This window comes from Pseudomonas sp. BS3782 TE3695, from assembly GCF_050435305.1.
In the GTDB taxonomy this organism is placed as follows: Bacteria; Pseudomonadota; Gammaproteobacteria; order Pseudomonadales; family Pseudomonadaceae; genus Aquipseudomonas.
Map to the genome: position 1 here is coordinate 5,235,838 of NZ_JBNDKB010000001.1, position 21,528 is coordinate 5,257,365.

Annotated in this window: 22 protein-coding genes; 7 read left to right on the forward strand and 15 right to left on the reverse strand. The window is 58.2% G+C overall.

Going from position 1 to position 21,528, the window contains the following annotated elements:
• The first annotated feature begins 14 nt into the window (after nt 1-14).
• Entirely contained in the window at nt 15-1,322 is a 1,308-nt protein-coding gene (locus tag ABH909_RS23565; RefSeq protein ID WP_429437691.1) for a PQQ-dependent sugar dehydrogenase, read from the forward strand.
• A 119-nt stretch (nt 1,323-1,441) separates the two neighbouring features.
• On the opposite strand, the gene ABH909_RS23570 is transcribed toward ABH909_RS23565, so the two are convergent.
• The 5 genes from ABH909_RS23570 to ABH909_RS23590 all read right to left on the reverse strand — a co-directional run bounded on the left by ABH909_RS23570 (nt 1,442) and on the right by ABH909_RS23590 (nt 6,095).
• Nucleotides 1,442-1,978 carry a C40 family peptidase gene (locus ABH909_RS23570; RefSeq protein ID WP_063342954.1) on the reverse strand — a complete coding sequence of 179 codons (537 nt, stop codon included), beginning with the start codon at nt 1,976-1,978 and terminating at the stop codon, nt 1,442-1,444.
• Between the two features lie 165 nt (nt 1,979-2,143).
• Nucleotides 2,144-2,782, reverse strand: coding sequence for a C40 family peptidase (locus ABH909_RS23575; protein ID WP_429437695.1), 639 nt, complete (start codon nt 2,780-2,782; stop codon nt 2,144-2,146).
• Nucleotides 2,783-3,010: 228 nt separating this feature from the next.
• Nucleotides 3,011-3,715, reverse strand: coding sequence for a DnaA regulatory inactivator Hda (gene hda, locus ABH909_RS23580; protein WP_095634544.1), 705 nt, complete (start codon nt 3,713-3,715; stop codon nt 3,011-3,013).
• A 217-nt stretch (nt 3,716-3,932) separates the two neighbouring features.
• Nucleotides 3,933-5,006: an AI-2E family transporter gene (locus ABH909_RS23585; RefSeq protein ID WP_429437698.1), complete on the reverse strand. Its 1,074-nt coding sequence runs from the start codon at nt 5,004-5,006 to the stop codon at nt 3,933-3,935.
• 30 nt (nt 5,007-5,036) lie between these two features.
• The gene (locus ABH909_RS23590) at nt 5,037-6,095 is read right to left on the reverse strand and encodes a DUF2066 domain-containing protein (protein ID WP_429437701.1); all 1,059 of its coding nucleotides are present in this window, start codon (nt 6,093-6,095) and stop codon (nt 5,037-5,039) included.
• Between the two features lie 389 nt (nt 6,096-6,484).
• On the opposite strand from ABH909_RS23590, the gene purM reads away from it, so the two are divergent.
• From purM to ABH909_RS23605, 3 genes are read left to right on the forward strand one after another with little or no spacing between them, the layout of a single operon-like run.
• Nucleotides 6,485-7,543 (forward strand): phosphoribosylformylglycinamidine cyclo-ligase, encoded by a 1,059-nt coding sequence (gene purM / locus ABH909_RS23595; RefSeq protein ID WP_008013877.1) that lies wholly within the window; start codon nt 6,485-6,487, stop codon nt 7,541-7,543.
• The gene (gene purN / locus ABH909_RS23600) at nt 7,543-8,193 is read left to right on the forward strand and encodes a phosphoribosylglycinamide formyltransferase (RefSeq protein ID WP_429437703.1); all 651 of its coding nucleotides are present in this window, start codon (nt 7,543-7,545) and stop codon (nt 8,191-8,193) included. Before purM ends, purN begins: the two co-directional genes overlap by 1 nt.
• A gap of 8 nt (nt 8,194-8,201) precedes the next feature.
• Nucleotides 8,202-8,915 (forward strand): DUF3108 domain-containing protein, encoded by a 714-nt coding sequence (locus ABH909_RS23605; RefSeq protein WP_429437706.1) that lies wholly within the window; start codon nt 8,202-8,204, stop codon nt 8,913-8,915.
• A 72-nt stretch (nt 8,916-8,987) separates the two neighbouring features.
• Here ABH909_RS23605 and ABH909_RS23610 read toward each other — a convergent pair whose 3' ends face one another.
• Nucleotides 8,988-9,452, reverse strand: a complete 465-nt coding sequence (locus ABH909_RS23610; protein ID WP_429437708.1) for a DUF3859 domain-containing protein — start codon at nt 9,450-9,452, stop codon at nt 8,988-8,990.
• A 355-nt stretch (nt 9,453-9,807) separates the two neighbouring features.
• Between ABH909_RS23610 and ABH909_RS23615 the strand changes: the two genes are divergently transcribed.
• Both ABH909_RS23615 and ABH909_RS23620 read left to right on the forward strand, forming a co-directional pair.
• Nucleotides 9,808-10,224 carry an OsmC family protein gene (locus ABH909_RS23615; RefSeq protein WP_429437711.1) on the forward strand — a complete coding sequence of 139 codons (417 nt, stop codon included), beginning with the start codon at nt 9,808-9,810 and terminating at the stop codon, nt 10,222-10,224.
• Between the two features lie 61 nt (nt 10,225-10,285).
• Nucleotides 10,286-11,173 (forward strand): pirin family protein, encoded by an 888-nt coding sequence (locus tag ABH909_RS23620; protein WP_429437714.1) that lies wholly within the window; start codon nt 10,286-10,288, stop codon nt 11,171-11,173.
• Nucleotides 11,174-11,319: 146 nt separating this feature from the next.
• Here the strand turns inward: ABH909_RS23620 and htpG are convergent, their stop codons facing one another.
• From htpG to ABH909_RS23635, 3 genes are all read right to left on the reverse strand, one after another.
• Nucleotides 11,320-13,224, reverse strand: coding sequence for a molecular chaperone HtpG (gene htpG, locus ABH909_RS23625; protein ID WP_429437717.1), 1,905 nt, complete (start codon nt 13,222-13,224; stop codon nt 11,320-11,322).
• Between the two features lie 80 nt (nt 13,225-13,304).
• A complete protein-coding gene (locus ABH909_RS23630; RefSeq protein ID WP_429437720.1) occupies nt 13,305-13,757 on the reverse strand; it encodes a PaaI family thioesterase in 453 nt (150 codons plus the stop codon).
• The gene (locus ABH909_RS23635) at nt 13,754-14,230 is read right to left on the reverse strand and encodes a PaaI family thioesterase (RefSeq protein WP_429437723.1); all 477 of its coding nucleotides are present in this window, start codon (nt 14,228-14,230) and stop codon (nt 13,754-13,756) included. The genes ABH909_RS23630 and ABH909_RS23635 overlap by 4 nt, the downstream gene beginning before the upstream one ends.
• A 157-nt stretch (nt 14,231-14,387) precedes the next feature.
• Between ABH909_RS23635 and ABH909_RS23640 the strand changes: the two genes are divergently transcribed.
• The gene (locus tag ABH909_RS23640; protein WP_008071487.1) at nt 14,388-14,633 is read left to right on the forward strand and encodes a hypothetical protein; all 246 of its coding nucleotides are present in this window, start codon (nt 14,388-14,390) and stop codon (nt 14,631-14,633) included.
• Nucleotides 14,634-14,710: 77 nt separating this feature from the next.
• Here the strand turns inward: ABH909_RS23640 and ABH909_RS23645 are convergent, their stop codons facing one another.
• From ABH909_RS23645 to lpdA, 6 genes are all read right to left on the reverse strand, one after another.
• Nucleotides 14,711-15,112: an MAPEG family protein gene (locus ABH909_RS23645; RefSeq protein ID WP_429437727.1), complete on the reverse strand. Its 402-nt coding sequence runs from the start codon at nt 15,110-15,112 to the stop codon at nt 14,711-14,713.
• A complete protein-coding gene (locus tag ABH909_RS23650) occupies nt 15,112-15,849 on the reverse strand; it encodes a DUF599 domain-containing protein (RefSeq protein WP_429437730.1) in 738 nt (245 codons plus the stop codon). Before ABH909_RS23650 ends, ABH909_RS23645 begins: the two co-directional genes overlap by 1 nt.
• Before the next feature lie 251 nt (nt 15,850-16,100).
• A complete protein-coding gene (gene brnQ, locus ABH909_RS23655) occupies nt 16,101-17,414 on the reverse strand; it encodes a branched-chain amino acid transport system II carrier protein (RefSeq protein WP_429437732.1) in 1,314 nt (437 codons plus the stop codon).
• Between the two features lie 381 nt (nt 17,415-17,795).
• A complete protein-coding gene (gene sucD / locus ABH909_RS23660; protein WP_007919877.1) occupies nt 17,796-18,677 on the reverse strand; it encodes a succinate--CoA ligase subunit alpha in 882 nt (293 codons plus the stop codon).
• Nucleotides 18,677-19,843 (reverse strand): ADP-forming succinate--CoA ligase subunit beta, encoded by a 1,167-nt coding sequence (gene sucC / locus ABH909_RS23665; RefSeq protein ID WP_007898980.1) that lies wholly within the window; start codon nt 19,841-19,843, stop codon nt 18,677-18,679. Before sucC ends, sucD begins: the two co-directional genes overlap by 1 nt.
• Before the next feature lie 195 nt (nt 19,844-20,038).
• On the reverse strand, nt 20,039-21,475 hold the full coding sequence (gene lpdA / locus ABH909_RS23670) for a dihydrolipoyl dehydrogenase (RefSeq protein ID WP_075948470.1): 1,437 nt from the start codon (nt 21,473-21,475) through the stop codon (nt 20,039-20,041).
• Nucleotides 21,476-21,528: the final 53 nt, after the last annotated feature.

Here is a 21,528-nt window from a genome sequence, read left to right on the forward strand (position 1 = left end):
TAGGGAAGATCGTAATGCGCAAACCCCAGCTCGCTTTCATCATCGCGCTCGCCGGAGGGCTCGCTGCCTGTGGTGAAACCTCCAGACTGCAAGTCTCGGATGGCACAGGCCCTTCGCCCAAGCTGCCAGAACCGAATAAAACCCTGATCCCGACGGTGAACATCGCCCCGGCGATCGGCTGGCCTGAAGGCAAGAAACCTGCCGCCGCACCAGGGACTCAAGTGGCGGCGTTTGCCGAAGGCCTCGAACACCCGCGCTGGCTCTATGTACTACCCAACGGCGACGTACTGGTAGCCGAAACCAACGCACCGCCTAAACCTGGCGGAGGCATTCGCGGCTGGGTCATGGGCAAAGTCATGGGCCGCGCCGGTGCCGGCGTCCCCAGCCCGAACCGCATCACCCTGCTGCGGGACAAGGACCACGATGGCATCGCCGAAACCCGCACGGTATTCCTGGAAAACCTCAACTCGCCCTTCGGCATGACCCTGGTCGGCAATGACCTGTACGTCGCCGACACTGATCGCCTGCTGCGTTTCCACTATGAAAACGGCGAGACGGCGATCAAGTCGCAGCCGATCAAGGTGGTCGATCTGCCGGGCGGCACGCTGAATCATCACTGGACCAAAAACGTCATCGCCAGCAAGGATGGCAGCAAGCTGTACGTCACCGTGGGCTCGAACAGCAACATTGGTGAAAACGGCATGGATCAGGAGGAAGGCCGCGCGGCGATCTGGGAGGTGGACCGTGCCACCGGCAACCATCGGATCTTCGCCTCGGGGATTCGCAATCCAAACGGCCTGGCCTGGGAACCGCAGAGCGGCGCCCTGTGGACCGCCGTCAATGAACGTGACGAAATTGGCAGCGACCTGGTGCCGGACTACATCACCTCCGTGAAGGACGGCGGGTTCTACGGCTGGCCCTACAGCTATTACGGCCAGCACGTCGACATTCGCGTCGAGCCGCAAAACCCCGATCTGGTGGCCAAGGCGATTGCACCGGACTACGCGGTGGGGCCGCATACCGCGTCACTGGGCCTGACGTTCGCCGAAGGCAGCAAGTTGCCCGCGCCGTTCACCCAAGGTGCCTTCATCGGCCAACACGGCTCGTGGAACCGCAAGCCACACAGCGGCTATAAAGTGATTTTCGTGCCGTTCAACGCCGGCAAACCGAGCGGGCAGCCGGTGGATGTGCTCACCGGTTTCCTCACTGACGACGAAAAAGCCATGGGCCGGCCGGTGGGTGTGGTGATCGATCAGCAAGGAGGCTTACTGGTGGCGGATGATGTGGGGAACAAGGTGTGGCGCGTTTCCGCGGCTAAATAAACATCAAAAGATCGCAGCCTTCGGCAGCTCCTACATTGGATGATATATACCCTGTGGGAGCTGCCGCAGGCTGCGATCTTTTCCAACAAGCGCTTACCTTTACGGCAGACAACGCCCCTCTAGGGATTATGTGCCAAATGCTCAGGTTGCAAGACACGCTTGGCGCTCAGGTAGGCTTTCTGCCAGTAAGCCTTGGACAGGCTGTCCAGCTTGACCGTGCCGCCCGTGGCTGGCGCGTGGACGAAGCGGCCTTCGCCGACGTAGATCCCGGCGTGGCTGACCTGGGAGCCGCCATTGGTGGCGAAGAAAATCAGGTCACCGGTTTGCAGGCCTTCCTTGCCGACACTGGGGGCTTGCATGCCGATCATCTCGCGGGTGGAGCGCGGCAAGGAAATGCCGGCGACATCGCGATAAACGTAACCGATCAGACCGCTGCAATCGAACCCGGAATCCGGAGTGTTGCCGCCCCAGCGATAAGGTGTTCCCACCAGGCCCAGCGCGCGAAACAGCACGTCTTCTGCCGCAGGGGAAAAGGCTTGGGAAGGACCGAAAACAATGGGAGCGCGAACCACCGGCGCAGGTGGCGGTGTGCGGCTGGCGCAGGCGCTGAGCAGCGCTGCGAAGAATATGAGTGTGAGGCGGGCCGACATCGTCATAAACAGAACATCCTGATCTGGCTGCGGCTTTTTCCACCGAAAAGGCAGAAAAGAAAACCGCCTGCGCAGAACGCAGGCGGTTTGCCATCAATAATAGATCAGGATTCTAGCGGCTACGCGGCAAACTTCAAGTAAGACTTTAAGTTCGCCTTACAAACAGTCCGCTTACTTGCGTGCCGTGACGATAGTCGGGGCCGCAGTCGGCGCCATCGCGAGTGCGCGTTTGGCTTCGATGAAGGTTTTGCTCCAGTAGCTGTCGCCCAGGCTATCAATCCGGACACCACCGCTTTTGCGGCTGCTGGAGTGGATGAACTGGTTGTCACCCAGGTAGATCCCGGCGTGACTGACACGACCGCGACGACCATTGGTGGCAAAGAACAGCAGATCACCCGGTTTGAGGGCGCTGCGAGCAACCAGAGGAGCGTCAACGTTGATCATTTCGCGGGTGGAGCGCGGCAGGTTCATGCCGGCCTCTTCACGAAACAGGTAACCGATGAAGCCGCTGCAGTCGAAACCGGCTTCAGAGGTGCCGCCGAAACGATAACGGGTACCGATCAGGGACATGCCACGTTCGAGAATGCTGTCGGCGAGAACCGGAAGCTGGTACGACTTGCCGCCGGCGAAGTCTGCCAGTTCTTTATCGGTGGTTAGCTCTTCCTGGAAAAGAACGGAAGAAGACTGCGCAGTAACTGAATTTGAAACCTGCTGTTTTGGCGCTTGCTGGGACACTGGAGAGTGGGCAGCGCAACCGAACAACAGGGTGACGAGTGCGAGAGGCACGAGGGGTGCGAAGCGATTTAGCATGGGCACGACCGTGGCTGATAGTTTCTGAAGAAGCCGCGACTATGCCCGCTATCATCCTCATTTGCAAATTCAATCGATCTGTATGTGACTTTTCGGTTTCTCGTTTACATCTAAGCGCTTAAGCCCATTTTGAACCTTTGCGCAGCCTGCCCTCTTGCAGGAAAGCGGATTCGTTGACGCCTGGAAAATGCCGAAACCCGCGTAAAACCTGAGTCTGATCAGGTTCCTTTACCAACCCAGGGTTTCTTTCAGGAACGGGATTGTCAGCTTGCGCTGAGCTTGAAGGGAGGCCTGATCGAGGCGCTCGAGCAACTCGAAAAGCGCGCTCATGCTGCGAGTACCACGGGTCAAGATAAAATGCCCGACCTCGTCGGTCAGGTGCAGGCCACGGCGCGATGCGCGTAACTGCAAGGCACGCAATTTATCTTCGTCAGAGAGTGGACGCATCTGGAAGATGAGTGCCAGTGTCAGCCGCGACTTGAGATCCGCCAGCTTCACCGGCAATTCACGCGGGGATGTCGAGGCGGCGATCAGCAGGCGCCGGCCGCTGTCACGCAAGCGATTGAATAGATGAAACAGCGCCTCTTCCCAATCTGCCTTGCCGGCGACGGCCTGCAGATCGTCCAGGCAGACCAGTTCGTATTGTTCGAGGTGATCGAGGATTTCGATGCCGCGGTCCAGCAACTCGGCCAACGGCAAGTACACCGCCCGCTCCCCCAGCTGTTCGAAGCGCAGACACGCCGCCTGCAACAAATGCGTGCGCCCGACCCCGTCCTTGCCCCAGAGGTAAATCAGGCTTTCCGTCCAGCCGGCGTCGGCTTCGCAGAGCCGCTCGACATAGCCGAGTGCAGCGGCATTGGCGCCTGGGTAGTAGTTGATAAAGGTAGCGTCATCACGCAGACGCACACCTAGGGGCAGCTGAATCGGTTTCATGCTGACTGAACAGTTCCAAAGGAACCGTTAGTGGCCTCTGTGTAAAGTTTGCGAAGTTTATACCCGTGAGGCTGACCGCACAATGCGACAGACCACAAGCAAAATCAAAGGTTTGCGTTAACGACAGTTTCTTTGGCGGCGCATGTGACAGCCGCACAAGGGATACGGGCACACCTGGCACGAAACCAGGCTGCCCGCCATGAGCGATCAAAAACCCTTACAGCGCGGATTCGTCGATACCCCCATAGATATCCGAATCCTTATACAAATCGTGTACGTGACGCACCAGGACCATGATCACCGCCGCCACCGGCAACGCCAGCAACACACCGGTAAAACCAAACAGCTCGCCGCCGGCCAGGATGGCGAAGATCACCGCCACCGGGTGCAGGCCGATCCGGTCGCCGACCAATAACGGCGTCAGGACCATGCCTTCCAGCGCCTGGCCGACCATGAATACCGCGACAATACCGATCAAGGGATACAAATCGCCACCGAACTGGAACAAACCGGCAATCAATGCTGCACCAATTCCGATGACGAACCCCATGTACGGCACGATCGCCGCCAGACCGGCGATCAGACCGATCAACAGCCCCAGCTCCAGCCCGACGATCATCAAGCCTGCGGCGTAGATCACCCCCAGCGCCAGCATCACCAGCAACTGCCCGCGCACGAAGGCCCCGAGCACTTCATGGCATTCTTCCGCCAAGGTCATGACGCGCGCTTCACGATCACGGGGTAGCAGGCTGCGGATCTTGGCCATCATCAGATCCCAGTCGCGCAACAGATAAAAACTCACCACCGGAATCAGCACCAGATTGGCCAGCAAGCCAATTAGTGCAAGACCTGAAGCCGTTGCTTGACTCAGCACCACGCCGACCACATCGGTGGTCTGGCCCATGTGCTCGCTGAACGCCGCCTTGAGTTTGTCGAATTTCCAGAAGCCGTCCGACAACCCCATCTTCGATTGCGCCCACGGCACGGCAGTGTGCTGCAACCAGTCGAGCATTTGCGGCGTCAGCTCATACAAGCGAAAAAGTTGCTTGGCGAGCATCGGCACCAACACCAACAGCAATGCGGTGACGAGCAATGTGAACAAGGCAAACACCGCCACCACGCCCCAGGTCCGCGAAAGGCCATACTTTTCCAGCCGATCCACCAGCGGGTCGAACAGATAAGCCAGCAACAGCGCCACCAAAAAAGGCGTCAGGATCGGGTGCAACAGGTAAACAAACGCGCAAAGCAGGACCACCCCACCGAGCCAGAACCAACGCCGTGTATCGGCCATGTACCACTCCTGCTTCTATATAAAGAAAAACTACCAGCGAAAACGTAACTGCGGTGTCGGGGCCGGGGCTGGCGCTACGGCTGGTGTCGAACCAGCCGTCACTGTCTGAACAGGGACCGTGGGTGCCGGCGCCTCACCGGCCGGAATTTCCTGCAACCTGCCCAAGGACAACTGCGCCCGCAACTGATCGGGGCTGCCGTTGACCCGATAAAGCACGCGGTCGCCGTCGACACTTTGCAGGCGTGCCCCAAAAGGCTCCAGCAATCGCCCGAGCGTCGCATAACGTTCCAGGCTCATCCCTTGCACTTCCAGCAATTGCTCGCTCGAAGCGCCCGGCTTGGCGGCAAAACGCGGCGCGAGGCGTTGGCTGACCGCCAGCATCACCGCATCGGCCAGCGCGGCAGTATCGGCGCCCTGCGCACTCCCGGCTTCTTTTTGATCGCCCAACCACAAACGCCACTTGGCTTGCCATTGGCCACCCTCTTCACGGGCATGCACCGCCAGCAAAGCGTCGGCATTGTAACGGTCGGATGCGCCCCGCAGCGGTGCCGGGTCTGCGCTCTCCAGATTCGGCGCAGTGGCGACAATCTGCTCGTTCAGGTCCGCCAGCGGCAACCGCAGCGGCAGCCCACGGTGTTGCGCCGCTCGAAGCAGTGGCGTGGCGCTCGCCTGACCATCGCCGACCAGGCTCGAACCTTCAGTGGAATCGTTCAACCACCAGCCGAGGATCGATGGCCGGTTCGCGCCCCACACGGCCAACCCGGCACGCCGCAAGGCCTGTTCAGTGGTGGCCGGGTCGAAATCGACTTTCAGCACTTGCGGTGGCCCGGCGTCATATCCGAACTGACTGATGATCTGCTGAGGGTCCTTGCGCACGGTCGCAAGACCCGGGCTCTGCGCCGCCTTGGGGTCGCCAGTCAGGCGCAACACCAACGTATCCAGCGCCCTCTGAGTCGCCTGGTCGCGCTCCTCCGGTGTCTGGCTGCTGACAGGCTCGCGCACTTGATAGAGGCCTTTGACGGTTTCGGCATGACCGGTCAGGCTGACCATGGATAAACAGCCCGCGAACAAGAATTTAAGAAAACGCATAAAAAGATTCCTGACGACAAGAGCGGCTGGAACAGACCGCGTGAAGATGAATGAACCAAGGGTCTGTTGACCATAGATTCAAGCAAAACATTCACCCGGTCCCGGTAAGTTTTCGCACTGTCATAACGATAGACGGTTAACGTCGATACCTTATACAGCCATCCGGGACGCCACCAACACGGGCAATATCGGTTTTTTTAACGCGATATGCCCCTGCCCGTCGGCACGAGGATGGCCGCTGCCCCTCAAGCCTGATAAAATCGCGCGCCTTCGCAGACCGGCAACAGCCGGGCACCCTGAAATTCGCGTATGGCAATTGCCCTTCGCCAGCTTCAGTGGCCCCACTGGACTCGGTCGTTACCCCTGAATCCCCCCTAAAGGCCTGGATCATGAGCAAGCAACCCTCCCTGAGCTACAAGGACGCCGGTGTAGACATCGACGCCGGTGAAGCATTGGTCGAACGCATCAAGAGCGTCGCCAAGCGCACTGCGCGCCCGGAAGTCATGGGCGGCCTGGGCGGTTTCGGCGCCCTCTGCGAAATCCCGGCCGGTTACAAGCAACCGGTACTGGTCTCGGGCACTGACGGCGTCGGCACCAAGCTGCGCCTGGCGCTGAACCTGAACAAGCACGACAGCATCGGCATCGACCTGGTTGCCATGTGCGTGAACGACCTGGTGGTGTGCGGCGCCGAGCCGCTGTTCTTCCTCGACTACTACGCCACCGGCAAACTGAACGTCGAAACCGCGACCCAGGTCGTGACCGGCATCGGCGCTGGCTGTGAACTGTCCGGCTGCTCCCTGGTCGGCGGCGAAACCGCTGAAATGCCTGGCATGTACGAAGGCGAAGACTACGACCTGGCCGGCTTCTGCGTCGGCGTCGTGGAAAAGTCCGAAATCATCGACGGCTCCAAAGTCGCTGCCGGCGATGCCCTGCTCGCCCTGCCATCTTCCGGCCCGCACTCCAACGGCTACTCGCTGATCCGCAAGATCATCGAAGTGTCCGGTGCAGATATCGAAAACATCCAGCTCGACGGCAAACCGCTGACCGACCTGCTGATGGCCCCGACCCGCATCTACGTGAAGCCGCTGCTCAAGCTGATCAAGGAAACCGGCGCCGTCAAAGCCATGGCCCACATCACCGGTGGTGGCCTGTTGGACAACATCCCGCGCGTTCTGCCAAAAGGCGCACAAGCGGTGGTTGACGTTGCAAGCTGGACTCGCCCTGCCGTGTTCGACTGGCTGCAAGAGAAGGGCAACGTCGACGAAAACGAAATGCACCGCGTCCTGAACTGCGGCGTTGGCATGGTTATCTGCGTTGCGCAAGAGCACGTTGAAACCGCGCTGAATGTGCTGCGTGAAGCCGGCGAGCAGCCTTGGGTCATCGGTCAGATCGCCACCGCTGCCGAAGGCGCGGCTCAGGTCGAACTGAAAAACCTCAAGGCTCATTGATGTCCCAGACCTGTGATGTGGTGGTGCTGTTGTCCGGCACCGGCAGTAACTTGCAGGCCTTGATCGACAGCACGCGGACCGGCGACAGCCCGGTTCGCATCGCTGCGGTGATCTCCAACCGCGCCGATGCCTACGGCCTGCAACGCGCCAGGGACGCGGGTATCGATACCCGCACCCTGGATCACAAGGCTTTCGAAGGTCGCGAGGCCTTCGATGCCGCGCTGATCGAACTGATCGACGCCTTCAACCCCAAACTCGTGGTACTGGCCGGTTTCATGCGCATTCTCAGCGCTGACTTCGTGCGCCATTATCAGGGTCGCCTGCTCAATATCCATCCCTCGCTGCTGCCCAAATACAAAGGGTTAAACACCCATCAGCGCGCGCTGGAGGCCGGTGACACTGAACACGGCTGTTCCGTGCACTTCGTCACCGAGGAACTCGATGGCGGACCACTGGTCGTACAGGCAGTAATACCGGTAGAGTTGCACGATTCGCCGCAGAGTCTGGCGCAGCGAGTTCATACCCAGGAACACCTGATCTACCCGATGGCTGTACGCTGGTTTGCCGAAGGTCGTTTATCACTCGGTGAACAAGGTGCTTTACTGGACGGACAGTTACTCGCGGCCAGCGGCCACTTGATTCGAACCTAGGAGATTTTATGCGTCGCGCCCTGCTCTTCGCTTGCGCTCTTCTCGCCCTGCCGTTTGCGCAGGCCGCAGACCTTCAACCCTTCTCCGCCAGCTACACCGCCGACTGGAAGCAACTGCCCATGAGCGGCACCGCCGAGCGCAGCCTGACCAAGGGCGCCAACGGCATCTGGAAACTCAGCTTCAAGGCGTCGATGATGATCGCCAGCCTGACCGAAGAAAGCACTCTGACCGTAGACAAGGACACCCTGCTGCCGCAGTCCTACCATTTCGAACGTGGTGGCCTGGGCAAAGCCAAGAAGGCTGATCTGGATTTCGACTGGACCAACAAGATGGTCACCGGCACCGATCGCGGTGACGCCGTCAAGCTTCCACTCAACCGCGGCATGGTCGACAAGTCCACCTATCAACTGGCGCTGCAGCATGACGTGGCCGCCGGCAAGAAAAGCATGAGCTATCAGGTCGTCGATGACGGCGAAGTCGATACCTATGACTTCCGCGTGCTGGGCTCGGAGAAAGTCGACACCAAGGCTGGCCAGATCGATGCGATCAAAGTCGAGCGCGTGCGCGACCCAACACAAAGCAAGCGCATCACCGTGCTGTGGTTCGCCAAGGACTGGGATTACCTGCTGGTCCGTTTGCAACAGGTCGAAACCGACGGCAAGGAGTACAACATCATGCTCCTGGACGGTACGGTCAACGGCAAACCGGTCAAAGGCAGCTAATCCGCACCAACATGCAAGCCCCGCAAACGCGGGGCTTTTTTTCGTCTGGCATTTGGTTGGGCGAGAGAGCGATCAGCGCACGGTAAAGCGTTGCTGGGCCAGCAGACGGTCGCCCTGGAACACCATGAACCGCCACTCACCGGGAACGACTTCATGGCTTTCAGTGAACTCATACGCCATCACATCCTGCGGAGCACCGGGTACCAGTTTTTGAGTCACTTCCAGTTTGTCATGACGCACGCCATCCGGAGTTCGGATTCCCGGCGTGAAATAGAGCAACGTCAGCGGCTGGTCTTCGGCAACCTTGTCAGCCAACTGGTAACGCATACCAAACTTGGTGCCGAGTTTGGCGGGGACGATTTCGGTTTGCTGGATCTGTTCATTGCTGCGGCGCAAAACTCGCTCGCCCGATTGCAGTTCGGCTTTCGGGCCAGCGAACACGCCGTATTCCACTGGGCCTTCGACACGGACTTCGGCACTGGCCAGACCACTGACGAACATCATTGCGGCCAGGGCGGTTAAACGGGTGAGGTGCATAGTGCGCTCCTTGATTGAGATGAGCGCGAGGGTATGACGCTGGAGTGACAGGACGATGACAACCTTGGGTTCAGCACAATCCCGTGGGGAGGGGCTTGCCTGTGGCGAGGGGGCTTGCCCCCGTTGGGTTGCGAAGCGACCCCGGGATTTCAAAGTTAAACCGCATGCAATGGATTTACGACTGCTTCGCAGCCGAACGGGGGCAAGCCCCCTCGCCACAGGATTGTGATCACTTCGCGACAGCACGAAGCAGAATCCCCCGCCAAGAAAGCGGAACGCGAATTTGAAGGGATGCTCTATAACTTCAGGGTCTTTTTTGTTCGAATGACTTTTCCCACTGCCTGCGAGGTTTTTTATGACTGTTACCGTCAATACCGTCTCCGCCGAAGGTTTTCGTCACAGCGTCCAGATCGATGACCACGAACTCTTTGCCGATGTGCCGAAAACTTCTGGCGGCGAAGGCTCCGCCCCAGAACCCCACGACTACTTCGATGCAGCCCTCGGTGCCTGTAAGGCCCTGACGCTGAAAATGTACGCCAGGAAAAAGAACATCCCGCTGACGGGCGTCGAGGTTGAGGTCACGCGCGACAACAGTGAAGAGCAGAAAGGCAAATATGCCTTGCTCGTCGAACTCACACTAAAAGGCGTGCTCACCGATGCCCAGCGTGACGAACTGCACCGCGTGGCCGACCGCTGCCCGGTACATAAGCTGATGACCACTTCTGACATCAGCATTGAAACCCATCTGTCCGAAGGTGCGTTCAGCCAATAGCGGCAAGGGCTGCGCAAGCGGGTTATGCTCCCTGCGTCACCCGCTCAGCCTGGAATGCACCATGAACACGCCACTCGTGATCCGCCCTCGCGCCGAAGATGTCGAAGGCCAGCCAATTCTTCGCCCGTTGCCGTCAGCCAAATGCCGCAACGTCGGGCCTTTCGTGTTTTTCGACCACATGCTCGAAACCCGTTATTCGGCGGGCAAAGGCATGAACATCCGTCAGCATCCACACATCGGCCTGTCCACCCTCACCTACCTGTTCGAAGGGCAAATCCAGCACAAGGACAGCCTCGGCTCCGATCAGGTAGTAAATGCCGGTGACGTCAGCTGGATGACCGCCGGCAGTGCAATCGCCCACGTCGAACGCACGCCCGAAGCCTTGAAGGAAAGCGGCTTTACGATGCACGGCTTACAGATCTGGCTGGCTTCGCCCAAGGATCGTGAACACGGTCCGGGACATTACAGTCACCACCCGGCTGCCACACTGCCCGTCAGCGATAACCTGGGCGTGAAGATACGGATGATCGCCGGTTCAGGCTTTTGTCTCGAATCACCGGTCCCGGTGCTTTCTCCTACGCTGTACGCCGAATTGAACCTGCAAACGGCGACCACTTTGCTGATTCCCACCGAGCATGAAGAGCGGGCTCTGTATGTGCTGAGCGGGGAGGCACAACTGGATGGCGAGCTGATTGAACCGCGCTCACTGGTGGTGTTGCCGGCCGGTGAAGAGATGACGCTGTTCGCCGAGAGCGACTGTCATGCCGTGCTGTTTGGCGGCGCGCCGCTGGATGGGCCACGGCGGATCAACTGGAATTTCGTGGCCAGTGATCCGGCATTGATCGATGAAGCACGTCGACGCTGGGCGGCCGGGGATTGGCCGACAGTGCCGGGGGAAAGTGAGCGGATCGAACTGCCGAAACACCGAAGCCCGCCGCCGCCCCTGTAATTGATCGGCTGATCGTTCCCATGCTCTGCGTGGTTGCAGCCCGTGACGCTCCGCGTCACTGGACGCGGAGCGTCCCTAGAGGCATTCCCACGCAGAGCGTGGGAACGATCAAAAAACCCGCCGAAGCGGGTTTTTTTACAACGCGGTTAAACCGACAATTCAACCAGCAGCTTGTTCAGACGGCGCACATAAGCGGCCGGGTCTTTCAAGCTATCACCGGCCGCCAGGGCCGCCTGATCGAACAGAATGTGCGACAGGTCGCCGAAGCGCTCGTCGCTCGGCTCATTGTCGAGTTTCTCGATCAGCGGGTGGGCCGGGTTGAATTCGAAGATCGGCTTCGAATCCGGAACCTTCTGACCGCTGGCTTCCAGGATCTGACGCATTTGCAGGCCCAGGTCCTGCTCGCCGATGGCCAGAATCGCCGGGGAATCGGTCAGACGATGGGAGACTCGCACTTCAGCAACAGAGTCGCCCAATGCCGTCTTCAGACGCTCAACCAGGCCTTCTTTGGACTTGGCGACTTCTTCCGCGGCTTTCTTGTCTTCTTCCGAATCCAGATTGCCGAGGTCCAGGTCACCGCGAGCCACGTCGACAAAGCTCTTGCCGTCGAAGTCGTTGAGGTAGCTCATCAGCCACTCGTCGATGCGGTCGGTCAGCAGCAGCACTTCGATGCCTTTCTTGCGGAAGACTTCCAGGTGCGGGCTGTTTTTGACTTGCGCGTAAGTTTCGCCGGTCAGGTAGTAGATCTTGTCCTGACCTTCCTTGGCGCGGGCCAGGTAGTCGGCCAGACCTACAACTTGCTCGCCGTCGTCGCCCTGAGTGGACGCAAAACGCAGCAGGCCAGCAATTTTTTCTTTGTTGGCGAAGTCTTCTGCCGGGCCTTCTTTCATGACCTGACCGAAGTTCTTCCAGAAGCCTTTGTATTGCTCAGGCTCGTTCTTCGCCAGTTTTTCCAGCATGTCCAGAACACGCTTGGTCAGCGCCGACTTCATCGAATCGATGATCGGGTCTTTCTGCAGGATTTCCCGCGACACGTTCAGCGACAGGTCGTTGGAGTCGACCACGCCTTTGATGAAGCGCAGGTACAGCGGCAGGAACGACTCAGCCTGATCCATGACGAACACACGCTGCACGTACAGCTTGAGGCCTTTCGGCGCTTCACGCTGGTACAGGTCGAACGGAGCACGGGTCGGTACATAAAGCAGCGAGGTGTACTCGAGCTTGCCTTCGACCTTGTTGTGGCTCCAGCTCAGTGGGTTTTCGAAATCGTGAGCGACGTGCTTGTAGAACTCCTGGTATTCCTCGTCCTTGATTTCAGTACGAGGGCGAGTCCACAGGGCGCTGGCGCGGTTGACGGTTTCCCATTCAACGACAGGCTTGTCTTCGCCTTCAACGGCTGCCACTTCTTTGGGCAACTCGATCGGCAAGGCGATGTGGTCGGAATACTTCTTGATGATGTTGCGCAGACGCCAACCATCGGCGAACTCGTCTTCACCGGATTTCAGGTGCAGGACAATGCGCGTACCGCGGTCAGCCTTCTCGACGGTGGCGATTTCGAATTCGCCTTCGCCTTTGGACGACCAGTGCACGCCTTCGCTGGCAGCGAGGCCGGCACGGCGGCTGAATACGTCAACTTTATCGGCAACAATGAAGGCCGAGTAAAAACCAACACCGAATTGACCGATCAGGTGCGAATCTTTTTTCTGATCGCCAGACAAGTGCTTCATGAAATCGGCAGTGCCGGATTTGGCAATGGTGCCCAGGTGGGTCACCGCGTCTTCACGGCTCATGCCGATGCCGTTGTCTTCGAGGGTGACGGTTTTAGCGTCTTTGTCGAAGCTCACACGGATTTTCAGTTCCGCGCCGCCTTCCAGCAAGTCAGGCTTGGCCAGCGCTTCAAAACGTAATTTGTCGACAGCGTCAGAGGCGTTCGAGATCAATTCGCGAAGGAAAATTTCCTTGTTGGAATACAGCGAATGGATCATGAGGTGCAGCAGCTGCTTCACCTCGGTCTGGAAGCCCAGGGTTTCCTTTTGAGTTTCCACACTCATGGTCATCAAACTCCAATCAGATGGCATAAGCCGCGACCTTGAGGTCGACGGCGGGTTGTCCTCAGAGTTGGGGGCTGAGATCAGGATTTCAAGGGCTCTTCGATTTTGAAGTGAGCGCGGGCTGTGGCAATAGGCTCGCCCTCAGTGCTTTGCCAGGCGGTAATCGCCACGTTTGCCACCCGCCGCCCCTGTCGGCACACCTGGCATCTGGCCCAAGTATCGCGAAACTGCCCCGCGCGCAGGTAGTCGAGGGAAAAGTCGATAATCTTCGGCACACCGGGCGAGCCGGTGAAGATCAGCAGGTGCAGTGCCGCCGAGAGCTCCATGAACCCGGCAATCACGCCGCCGTGAATCGCTGGCAGTAAAGGATTACCAATGTTGTCTTTGTTGGCCGGCAGACGAAACAGCAGTTCATCCCCGACGCGCGAACATTCCACGCCAATCAGTCTGGCGTAGGGAATCAGACCCAGCAGCGAGGCGTAGTCCCCCTGCGCATGGGCCTGTTGAAGTTGCTCTTTGAACGTGTCGGTCATTTCGCACCTCCGGCTATGGCGCCGCCAAAACCTTTAGTGCCTTTAATGCCCTTGCCCATGCGCATGAAGGTACCCACCACATGGGCGATGGGCTGTTCGGGGTCGTCCTGATAGGCAAAACCGCGCGCGAAGATGACGTCGGTGGTCACTCGATAGCATTGGGCGAAGCCGTATACGTCCTTGTGCGGCTCGGCGGCGTGCATGTAGTCGATGCGCAAGTCGAGCGTCGGACAAACTTCGAATTCGGGCAGCACGCAAAGGGTAGCCATGCCGCAGGCGGTGTCCATCAGTGAGGTCAACGCTCCGCCATGAATCACGCCGGTTTGCGGATTGCCGACGATCTGCGGGCTGTACGGCAGAATCACCGTCAATCCTTCGCTGCTGGCGCTGTGAACGCGCATGCCGAGTACCTGACAATGCCGCAAGGCCGACAGGAAGCGTGTCGCACGCTCAAAAACGGGGATTTCGGCCATTGGATTAAACTCTTCTTAGTGTTCCTGGAAAGTAGCAGGCTAGTGGGTAAAAGTTCCGTAGAAAAACAAACTTATATATCTGTGCGAATTAAGGAACTTAACCCTGATCGCTGCGCTCGAAAGGCCAGTAGATACTTTCCATCAGGAGAAACACCCCATGCGTAAGACTTTAGCTATTGCCTTGATGTTGACCGCTTCCCTCGGTCTCGCTGCCTGCGATAAAAAATCCGAGGACAAAGCTCAAGAAGCCACCAAACATGCTGAGCAAGCTCAGGAAAAAATGGGTGAGGCTCAGGATAAAGTGAACGAGGCAGCAAAAGAAAACGCCGAAGCTGCCAAAGCTCAGGCCGAATCGAACGCAGCAGCGACAAAAGAAGCCGCGCCAGAAGCTCCTAAAAACTAAAAGCGATTTTAGTGACAAAAGAAAACCCGCCAAGTGCGGGTTTTCTTTTGTCTGCGGCTTTTGTTTGGCGTGCAGCCTTAGAGCAAAATCGTCCTAAAAGTCGGGCTAATCATCAGTAACAACGAAGACACTAAACCGATAAACCACACCAAACTGCGCTGCCAGGCCAGATCCACCCAATAGCACAACAGGTAAAAGATACGTGCGATCACAAAGATGATCGCCAGCGCATCGATCAGCCATCCCGCCGTCTGCGTGGTGTGCGCCATCAACACCCCCACCGCAAAGATCATGAACGCCTCGAAACTGTTCTGATGGGCGGCCAATGCACGGGCACCGAAGCCCGTAAGTTGCGCCTGCTGTTGGCGCGGCAGGTGATTGTTGTAACCACCCTGATCGTTCATGGCTTTGGCCACCGGGATCTTTGCCAGGAAAATCAGTAACGCGCTGATAAACACACACCAGAACGGAATACTCATCAAGCAGCTTCCTTGTTAATTTCAGGCAATGGCGCCTCTGTAGGGGTATACACCATTACATCAAGAACGTCGGAGTGAAATTCGCGGCGATACAACACCAGCACGACGCCGGCACTCATCAACATGAACAACCAAGGGCTGACGAACCACGCCAGCATGGTCATGCCGAAGTAATAGGAACGCAGACCGAAGTTGAACTGGTTGGCCGCCATGGAAATGACCCGTGCTGCCCGGGAAGCGAAAGCTTTACGCTCTTGCTCGGACACATGACGCTCGCCAATCATCGGCGCCGAGCCCACCAGAATGGCCGCGAAGTTGTACTGACGCATGCACCAGCTGAACGTAAAGAACGCATAGACAAACACCAGCGCCAGGCACAACAACTTGATCTCCGACATGCCCTGGGAGGCTTGTTGCACCATCGGGATATCCGCCAGCAACGACACGGCTCTGTCGGACGCACCTAATACCGTGAGAATACCGGCCAGGATAATCAACGTACTGGACGCGAAGAACGAGGCATTGCGCTCCAGGTTACCAATCACGCTGGCATCGGCAATGCGGTTGTCGCGCAACAGCATGCGACGCATCCAGTCTTCGCGATACAGGTGCAACACACTGGCCAGGCACGCGGTGTCGCGGCCTTTCCATGTCGCGTAACGGGTGTAGCCACCCCAGCAGATGACAAACCAGAGCGCGGCGAGGATGTGGATCAGATTTGCTTGGATGAACGACATGCAGGTCCTTGTGAGGTATAGGAGGAATACCGAAATCCTGTGGGAGCGGCGGTACGACGATTCGACTTGCTCGCGAAAGCGGACTTCCAGTTAATATCACTATTGAATGTTAAGCCCTCTTCGCGAGCAAGCCCGCTCCCACATAGATTTGCGCACGGCCATAAAAAATGCCCCGTATCGATTGATACGGGGCATTTCCATTTTTGCCAGGACTCAGCGCAAGGCCCGCTTGTGGCAGGCCATGAAGCCGCTTAAGCCAGCGCTTCTTCGCGCTTGCCCAACAGACGATCGCAGACCACCGCGACCACCAGGGTCATGACCGCCGGCACCAGCCACGCCAGACCCTGCTCGCTCAGCGGCAGGTGAGTCAGCTGGGTCGGCATCCAATCGGCCAGACCGGCGCCCTTGAGGGCATCGATCAGACCGAAGATGAACGACACCAGCATCACCGGACCGACGATGCGGCCCTGCTCATGCCAGAAGTCCTTGCAGAAGCTTAGCGCTACCAGGGCGATGCACGGCGGGTAGATGGCCGTCAGCACCGGGATCGAAAACGCGATCAGCTTGGTGAGGCCCAGATTGGACACCAACAGGGAGAATGCAGCCAGGATGATCACCAGCGTCTTGTAGGACAGTGGCAGTACACGGCTGAAGTATTCGGCACAAGCGCACGTCAGACCGACTGCTGTCACCAGGCAGGCCAGGGAGATCAGCACCGCAAGGAAACCGCTGCCGAGCGAACCGAATGTGTGCTGAACATACGCGTGCAATACCGCCGCGCCGTTGGCAGCACCGGCGGCCACTTCATGGCTGCCCGAACCGAGGCGGAACAGACTGACGTAAACCAGCGCGAGGCCTACGCCGGCAATCAGTCCGGCGATGATCGCGTAACGGGTGATCAGCGCCGGCGATTCCACGCCACGGGAGCGGATCGCATTGACAATGACAATGCCGAATACCAGCGCACCCAGGGTATCCATGGTCAGGTAACCATTGATAAAGCCCTGGGAGAACGGTGCTGCGACATATTCAGGCGTGGCCACGCCGATATCACCGGCCGGCAACGCAAACGCGGCGATGCCGAGAACGGCCAGGGCAATGATCTTCAGCGGTGCAAGGAAACGTCCTACGGTGTCGAGCAGGCGGCCCGGGTAGAGCGAGATGAAAAACACCACCAGGAAGTACACCGAGCTATAGAGAAACAACGCCAACGGGCTCTCGCCAGTCAGCGGCGCCAGGCCCACTTCGAACGACACGGTCGCGGTGCGTGGCGTTGCGAACAACGGGCCGACAGCGAGATAGCACGCGGCTGCCAGCAGGCCACCGGCGACTTTACCGATCGGGCTGCTCAAGGCATCCATTGCACCACCGACCTTGGCCAGGGCGACAACGGTGATCACCGGCAAACCAACCGCGGTGATCAGAAAACCCAGCGCCGCCATCCAGACATTAGGCCCGGACTGCAAACCGACGATAGGCGGGAAGATGATGTTGCCAGCCCCGACGAACAGGGCAAATGTCATAAAACCCAGTGCCAGGATGTCCTGGCCTTTCAACACTTTCATTAAGGAAATACCACACTACTGAATCGGAATTTAGAGAGGGATTTCCCTTATGGGTGAGGGAAATGCTGTCGGCCCGTATAGGACTGACCCGTTTAGCGCGTTGCTGCCTTGTGGGCCGCGGACGCAAAAATGGCTGCTAGCCTAACGAATTTGCACGACAAACGCACTGTTACAGGGCGAACTATCCGATACGCGACGTTTCAATGTCGCGTTTACATATCTAATTTTCCTTGAAGATCAAAAAGATCGCAGCCTTCGGCAGCTCCTACGGTTGGAATGCGATCCCATGTAGCCGAAGGCTGCGATCTTTTGATCTTCGGAAACAACAAAGGCCACCCGAAGGTGGCCTTTGTCTGGTGAAGCGTCAGTTAAGCGCGAGGCTTACTTGACAGCCCAACCGGTCAGCTCGGCCAGGGCCTTGCCGATGTCTGCCAGCGAACGCACGGTTTTTACGCCTGCGTCTTGCAGTGCAGCGAATTTCTCGTCTGCAGTGCCTTTGCCGCCAGAGATGATTGCGCCAGCATGGCCCATGCGCTTGCCCGGAGGAGCAGTCACACCCGCGATGTAGGAAACAACCGGCTTGGTCACGTGTGCCTTGATGTAGGCAGCCGCTTCTTCTTCAGCCGAACCGCCGATCTCGCCGATCATTACGATCGCTTCGGTCTTCGGGTCTTCCTGGAACAGCTTCAGGATATCGATGAAGTTCGAACCCGGGATCGGGTCACCACCGATGCCGACGCAAGTCGACTGACCGAAACCGGCGTCAGTCGTCTGCTTCACAGCTTCGTAGGTCAGGGTGCCGGAACGGGAAACGATACCGACCTTGCCTGGCAAGTGAATGTGACCTGGCATGATGCCGATCTTGCATTCGCCTGGAGTGATCACGCCTGGGCAGTTAGGACCGATCAGGACTACGCCCAGTTCGTCGCACTTAACTTTAGCGTCCAGCATGTCCAGGGTAGGAATGCCTTCGGTGATGCAGACGATCAGCTTGATGCCGCCGAATGCTGCTTCCAGGATGGAGTCCTTGCAGAAAGGAGCTGGAACGTAGATCACGCTGGCGGTGGCACCAGTGGCAGCTACAGCATCTTTCACGGTGTTGAACACTGGCAGACCCAGGTGCTCGGTGCCGCCTTTGCCAGGAGTTACGCCACCCACCATCTTGGTGCCGTATTCGATGGCTTGCTGGGTGTGGAAACTACCTTGCGAACCGGTAATACCCTGGCAGATAACTTTGGTGTCTTTATTGATCAGGACGCTCATTATTTGCCCTCCGCAGCTTTAACGACTTGTTGAGCAGCGTCGGTCAGGCTGGTAGCAGCGATGATGTTCAAACCGCTTTCTGCCAGTACTTTAGCGCCCAGCTCAGCGTTGTTGCCTTCAAGGCGAACAACAACCGGGATTTTCACGCCGACTTCTTTCACAGCGCCGATGATGCCTTCGGCAATCATGTCGCAACGAACGATGCCGCCGAAGATGTTGACCAATACTGCAGCGACGTTAGTGTCGGACAGGATGATCTTGAACGCTTCGGTAACGCGTTCTTTGGTAGCACCGCCGCCCACGTCGAGGAAGTTGGCTGGTTTGCCGCCATGCAGGTTGACGATGTCCATGGTACCCATGGCCAGGCCAGCACCGTTGACCATGCAACCGATGTTGCCTTCCAGTGCTACGTAGTTCAGTTCGAACTTGGCAGCGTGCGCTTCGCGCGGATCGTCTTGCGACGGATCGTGGAAAGTCTTCAGCTTAGGCTGACGGTACATGGCGTTGGCGTCGATGTTGATCTTCGCGTCGAGGCAATGCAGATCGCCGTCAGCCTTGATCACCAGCGGGTTCACTTCCAGCAGAGCCAGGTCGTGATCCTTGAACAGCTTGGCCAGACCTACGAAGATCTTGGCGAACTGAGCAACTTGCTTGCCTTCCAGACCCAGCTGGAATGCCAGCTCGCGACCCTGGAATGGCTGAGCGCCAACCAGTGGATCGATAGTAGCCTTGAGGATTTTCTCAGGGGTGTCGTGAGCGATTTTCTCGATGTCCACGCCACCTTCGGTGGAAGCCATGAACACGATGCGACGGCTCGAACGGTCAACGACAGCGCCCAGGTACAGCTCTTTAGCGATATCAGTGCACGATTCAACCAGGATCTTGGTGACTGGCTGGCCATTGGCATCAGTCTGGTAAGTCACCAGACGCTTGCCCAACCACTGTTGAGCGAATGCTTTGGCGTCTTCTTTGCTGCGAACCAGCTTTACGCCGCCCGCTTTACCGCGACCACCAGCGTGGACCTGGGCTTTGACAACCCACTCGGTGCCGCCGATTTTGTCGCAAGCTTCTGCTGCTGCTTCCGGGGTGTCTACTGCGTAGCCGGTGGAAACTGGCAGGCCGTATTCAGCGAACAGCTGCTTACCCTGATACTCGTGAAGATTCATGCTTATTACCGTCTTCGTTAGGTACTGCGCATTCGGTGCTGCACCATTCTGGTGCCGCACCACCTGTGACTGCTGCTTGCGTAGCTTTCCAGTTACCCCGGTGCAGCTACGCAAGACTGCGTCCAGCGGACATTCCGCGGTGAGTCTTGCATGCAAGGCTCACGACGGGCCGTACCGCCGTGGTTTCTTATTGTGTTAACGCTTCTTGCGGTTGGCGATGTGGATGGCGCCGCCATTCACAGCCAAAGCTGCTTCGTGCAAGGCTTCAGACAGGGTCGGATGGGAGAAAACCATCATGCCCAGGTCTTCAGCGCTGGTGCCGAATTCCATACCGATCGCGCCCTGCTGAACCAGTTCTGCAGCGCTCGGGCCAATCACGTGGACGCCCAATACGCGGTCAGTCTTGGCATCGGCAATGACTTTCACAAAACCGCCGGTGTCGTTGGCTGCCATGGCACGGCCACTGGCTGCGAACGGGAAGGTGCCAACGTTAACTTCAACGCCTTCAGCCTTCAAGGCCTGCTCGGTTTTGCCGACCCACGCGATTTCCGGGTGAGTATAAATAACTGACGGGATCAAGTCATAGTTCATCTGGGCTTTATGGCCCTTGATGCGCTCGACGACCATGATGCCCTCTTCCGAGGCCTTGTGTGCCAGCATCATGCCGCGAACCACGTCACCGATGGCGTAAACGCCCGGTACGGTGGTGGCGCAGTGATCGTCAACATGCACGAAACCGCGCTCGTCCAGGGTCACACCGCAATCGGCAGCCAGCAAATCAGTGGTCACCGGACGGCGACCAACGGCTACGATCAGCTTGTCGAAAGTGATGTTCTGTTCGCCGTTGGCATCGGTGTAGTTCACAACGACTTCGTCGCCGTTCACTTTGGAACCGGTAACGCGAGCACCCAGCTTGATGTCCAGACCTTGTTTGGTCAGGGTTTTCAGCGCTTCCTTGGAAACCGCTGCATCAGCGGCCATCAGGAAGGTGTCCAGCGCTTCGAGAACGGTAACTTCTGCGCCCAGACGGGACCAGACCGAACCCAGTTCCAGACCGATGACGCCAGCGCCAATCACGCCCAGACGTTTTGGAACCGATTGGAATTCCAGCGCGCCAGTCGAATCGACGATCACATTCTGGTCGACCGGAGCCGGTGGAATGTCGATCGGACGCGAACCTGGAGCCAGAATCACGTTCTCGGCTTCAATGATTTCTACCGAACCGTCAGGCTTGGTGACTTCGACTTTCTTGCCGGCCAGCAGTTTGCCGTGGCCCTGGATCGAGGTCACACCGTTGGCCTTGAACAAGGTGGCAACACCCGAGGTCAGGCCTTTGACGATGTTGGCTTTACGGCCGACCATTGCAGGCACGTCCATAGTTACGCCAGCGTGGTTGATACCGTGGATCGCGAAGCCGTCCTGGGCTTCGTGGAACTTCCAGGAGCTGTCCAGCAGCGCCTTGGATGGAATGCAGCCGACGTTCAGGCAAGTACCGCCGAGGGCCAGTTTGCCTTCCTTGTCGGTGTATTTCTCGATGCAGGCAGTGGAAAGGCCCAATTGCGCTGCTTTAATGGCGGCCACGTAACCGCCAGGGCCCGCGCCAATCACTACTACGTCAAATTTCTGCGACATTCAAAAAATCCTCTTTTTTGCGGCAAGCTTGAAGCCGCAAGCGTCAAGCCAAG

Excerpts from the sequence above, each read along its gene's own strand:
- hda (WP_095634544.1), bottom strand. The coding sequence starts at position 3,715 with ATGAAACCGATTCAGCTGCCCCTAGGTGTGCGTCTGCGTGATGACGCT.
- ABH909_RS23620 (WP_429437714.1), top strand. The coding sequence starts at position 10,286 with ATGAACACGCCACTCGTGATCCGCCCTCGCGCCGAAGATGTCGAAGGC.
- purM (WP_008013877.1), top strand. The coding sequence starts at position 6,485 with ATGAGCAAGCAACCCTCCCTGAGCTACAAGGACGCCGGTGTAGACATC.
- brnQ (WP_429437732.1), bottom strand. The coding sequence starts at position 17,414 with ATGAAAGTGTTGAAAGGCCAGGACATCCTGGCACTGGGTTTTATGACA.
- ABH909_RS23575 (WP_429437695.1), bottom strand. The coding sequence starts at position 2,782 with ATGCTAAATCGCTTCGCACCCCTCGTGCCTCTCGCACTCGTCACCCTG.
- ABH909_RS23640 (WP_008071487.1), top strand. The coding sequence starts at position 14,388 with ATGCGTAAGACTTTAGCTATTGCCTTGATGTTGACCGCTTCCCTCGGT.
- ABH909_RS23645 (WP_429437727.1), bottom strand. The coding sequence starts at position 15,112 with ATGAGTATTCCGTTCTGGTGTGTGTTTATCAGCGCGTTACTGATTTTC.
- htpG (WP_429437717.1), bottom strand. The coding sequence starts at position 13,224 with ATGAGTGTGGAAACTCAAAAGGAAACCCTGGGCTTCCAGACCGAGGTG.
- ABH909_RS23570 (WP_063342954.1), bottom strand. The coding sequence starts at position 1,978 with ATGACGATGTCGGCCCGCCTCACACTCATATTCTTCGCAGCGCTGCTC.
- ABH909_RS23615 (WP_429437711.1), top strand. The coding sequence starts at position 9,808 with ATGACTGTTACCGTCAATACCGTCTCCGCCGAAGGTTTTCGTCACAGC.
- lpdA (WP_075948470.1), bottom strand. The coding sequence starts at position 21,475 with ATGTCGCAGAAATTTGACGTAGTAGTGATTGGCGCGGGCCCTGGCGGT.
- ABH909_RS23590 (WP_429437701.1), bottom strand. The coding sequence starts at position 6,095 with ATGCGTTTTCTTAAATTCTTGTTCGCGGGCTGTTTATCCATGGTCAGC.
- ABH909_RS23585 (WP_429437698.1), bottom strand. The coding sequence starts at position 5,006 with ATGGCCGATACACGGCGTTGGTTCTGGCTCGGTGGGGTGGTCCTGCTT.
- purN (WP_429437703.1), top strand. The coding sequence starts at position 7,543 with ATGTCCCAGACCTGTGATGTGGTGGTGCTGTTGTCCGGCACCGGCAGT.
- ABH909_RS23630 (WP_429437720.1), bottom strand. The coding sequence starts at position 13,757 with ATGACCGACACGTTCAAAGAGCAACTTCAACAGGCCCATGCGCAGGGG.
- ABH909_RS23565 (WP_429437691.1), top strand. The coding sequence starts at position 15 with ATGCGCAAACCCCAGCTCGCTTTCATCATCGCGCTCGCCGGAGGGCTC.
- ABH909_RS23610 (WP_429437708.1), bottom strand. The coding sequence starts at position 9,452 with ATGCACCTCACCCGTTTAACCGCCCTGGCCGCAATGATGTTCGTCAGT.
- sucC (WP_007898980.1), bottom strand. The coding sequence starts at position 19,843 with ATGAATCTTCACGAGTATCAGGGTAAGCAGCTGTTCGCTGAATACGGC.
- ABH909_RS23635 (WP_429437723.1), bottom strand. The coding sequence starts at position 14,230 with ATGGCCGAAATCCCCGTTTTTGAGCGTGCGACACGCTTCCTGTCGGCC.
- ABH909_RS23605 (WP_429437706.1), top strand. The coding sequence starts at position 8,202 with ATGCGTCGCGCCCTGCTCTTCGCTTGCGCTCTTCTCGCCCTGCCGTTT.
- ABH909_RS23650 (WP_429437730.1), bottom strand. The coding sequence starts at position 15,849 with ATGTCGTTCATCCAAGCAAATCTGATCCACATCCTCGCCGCGCTCTGG.
- sucD (WP_007919877.1), bottom strand. The coding sequence starts at position 18,677 with ATGAGCGTCCTGATCAATAAAGACACCAAAGTTATCTGCCAGGGTATT.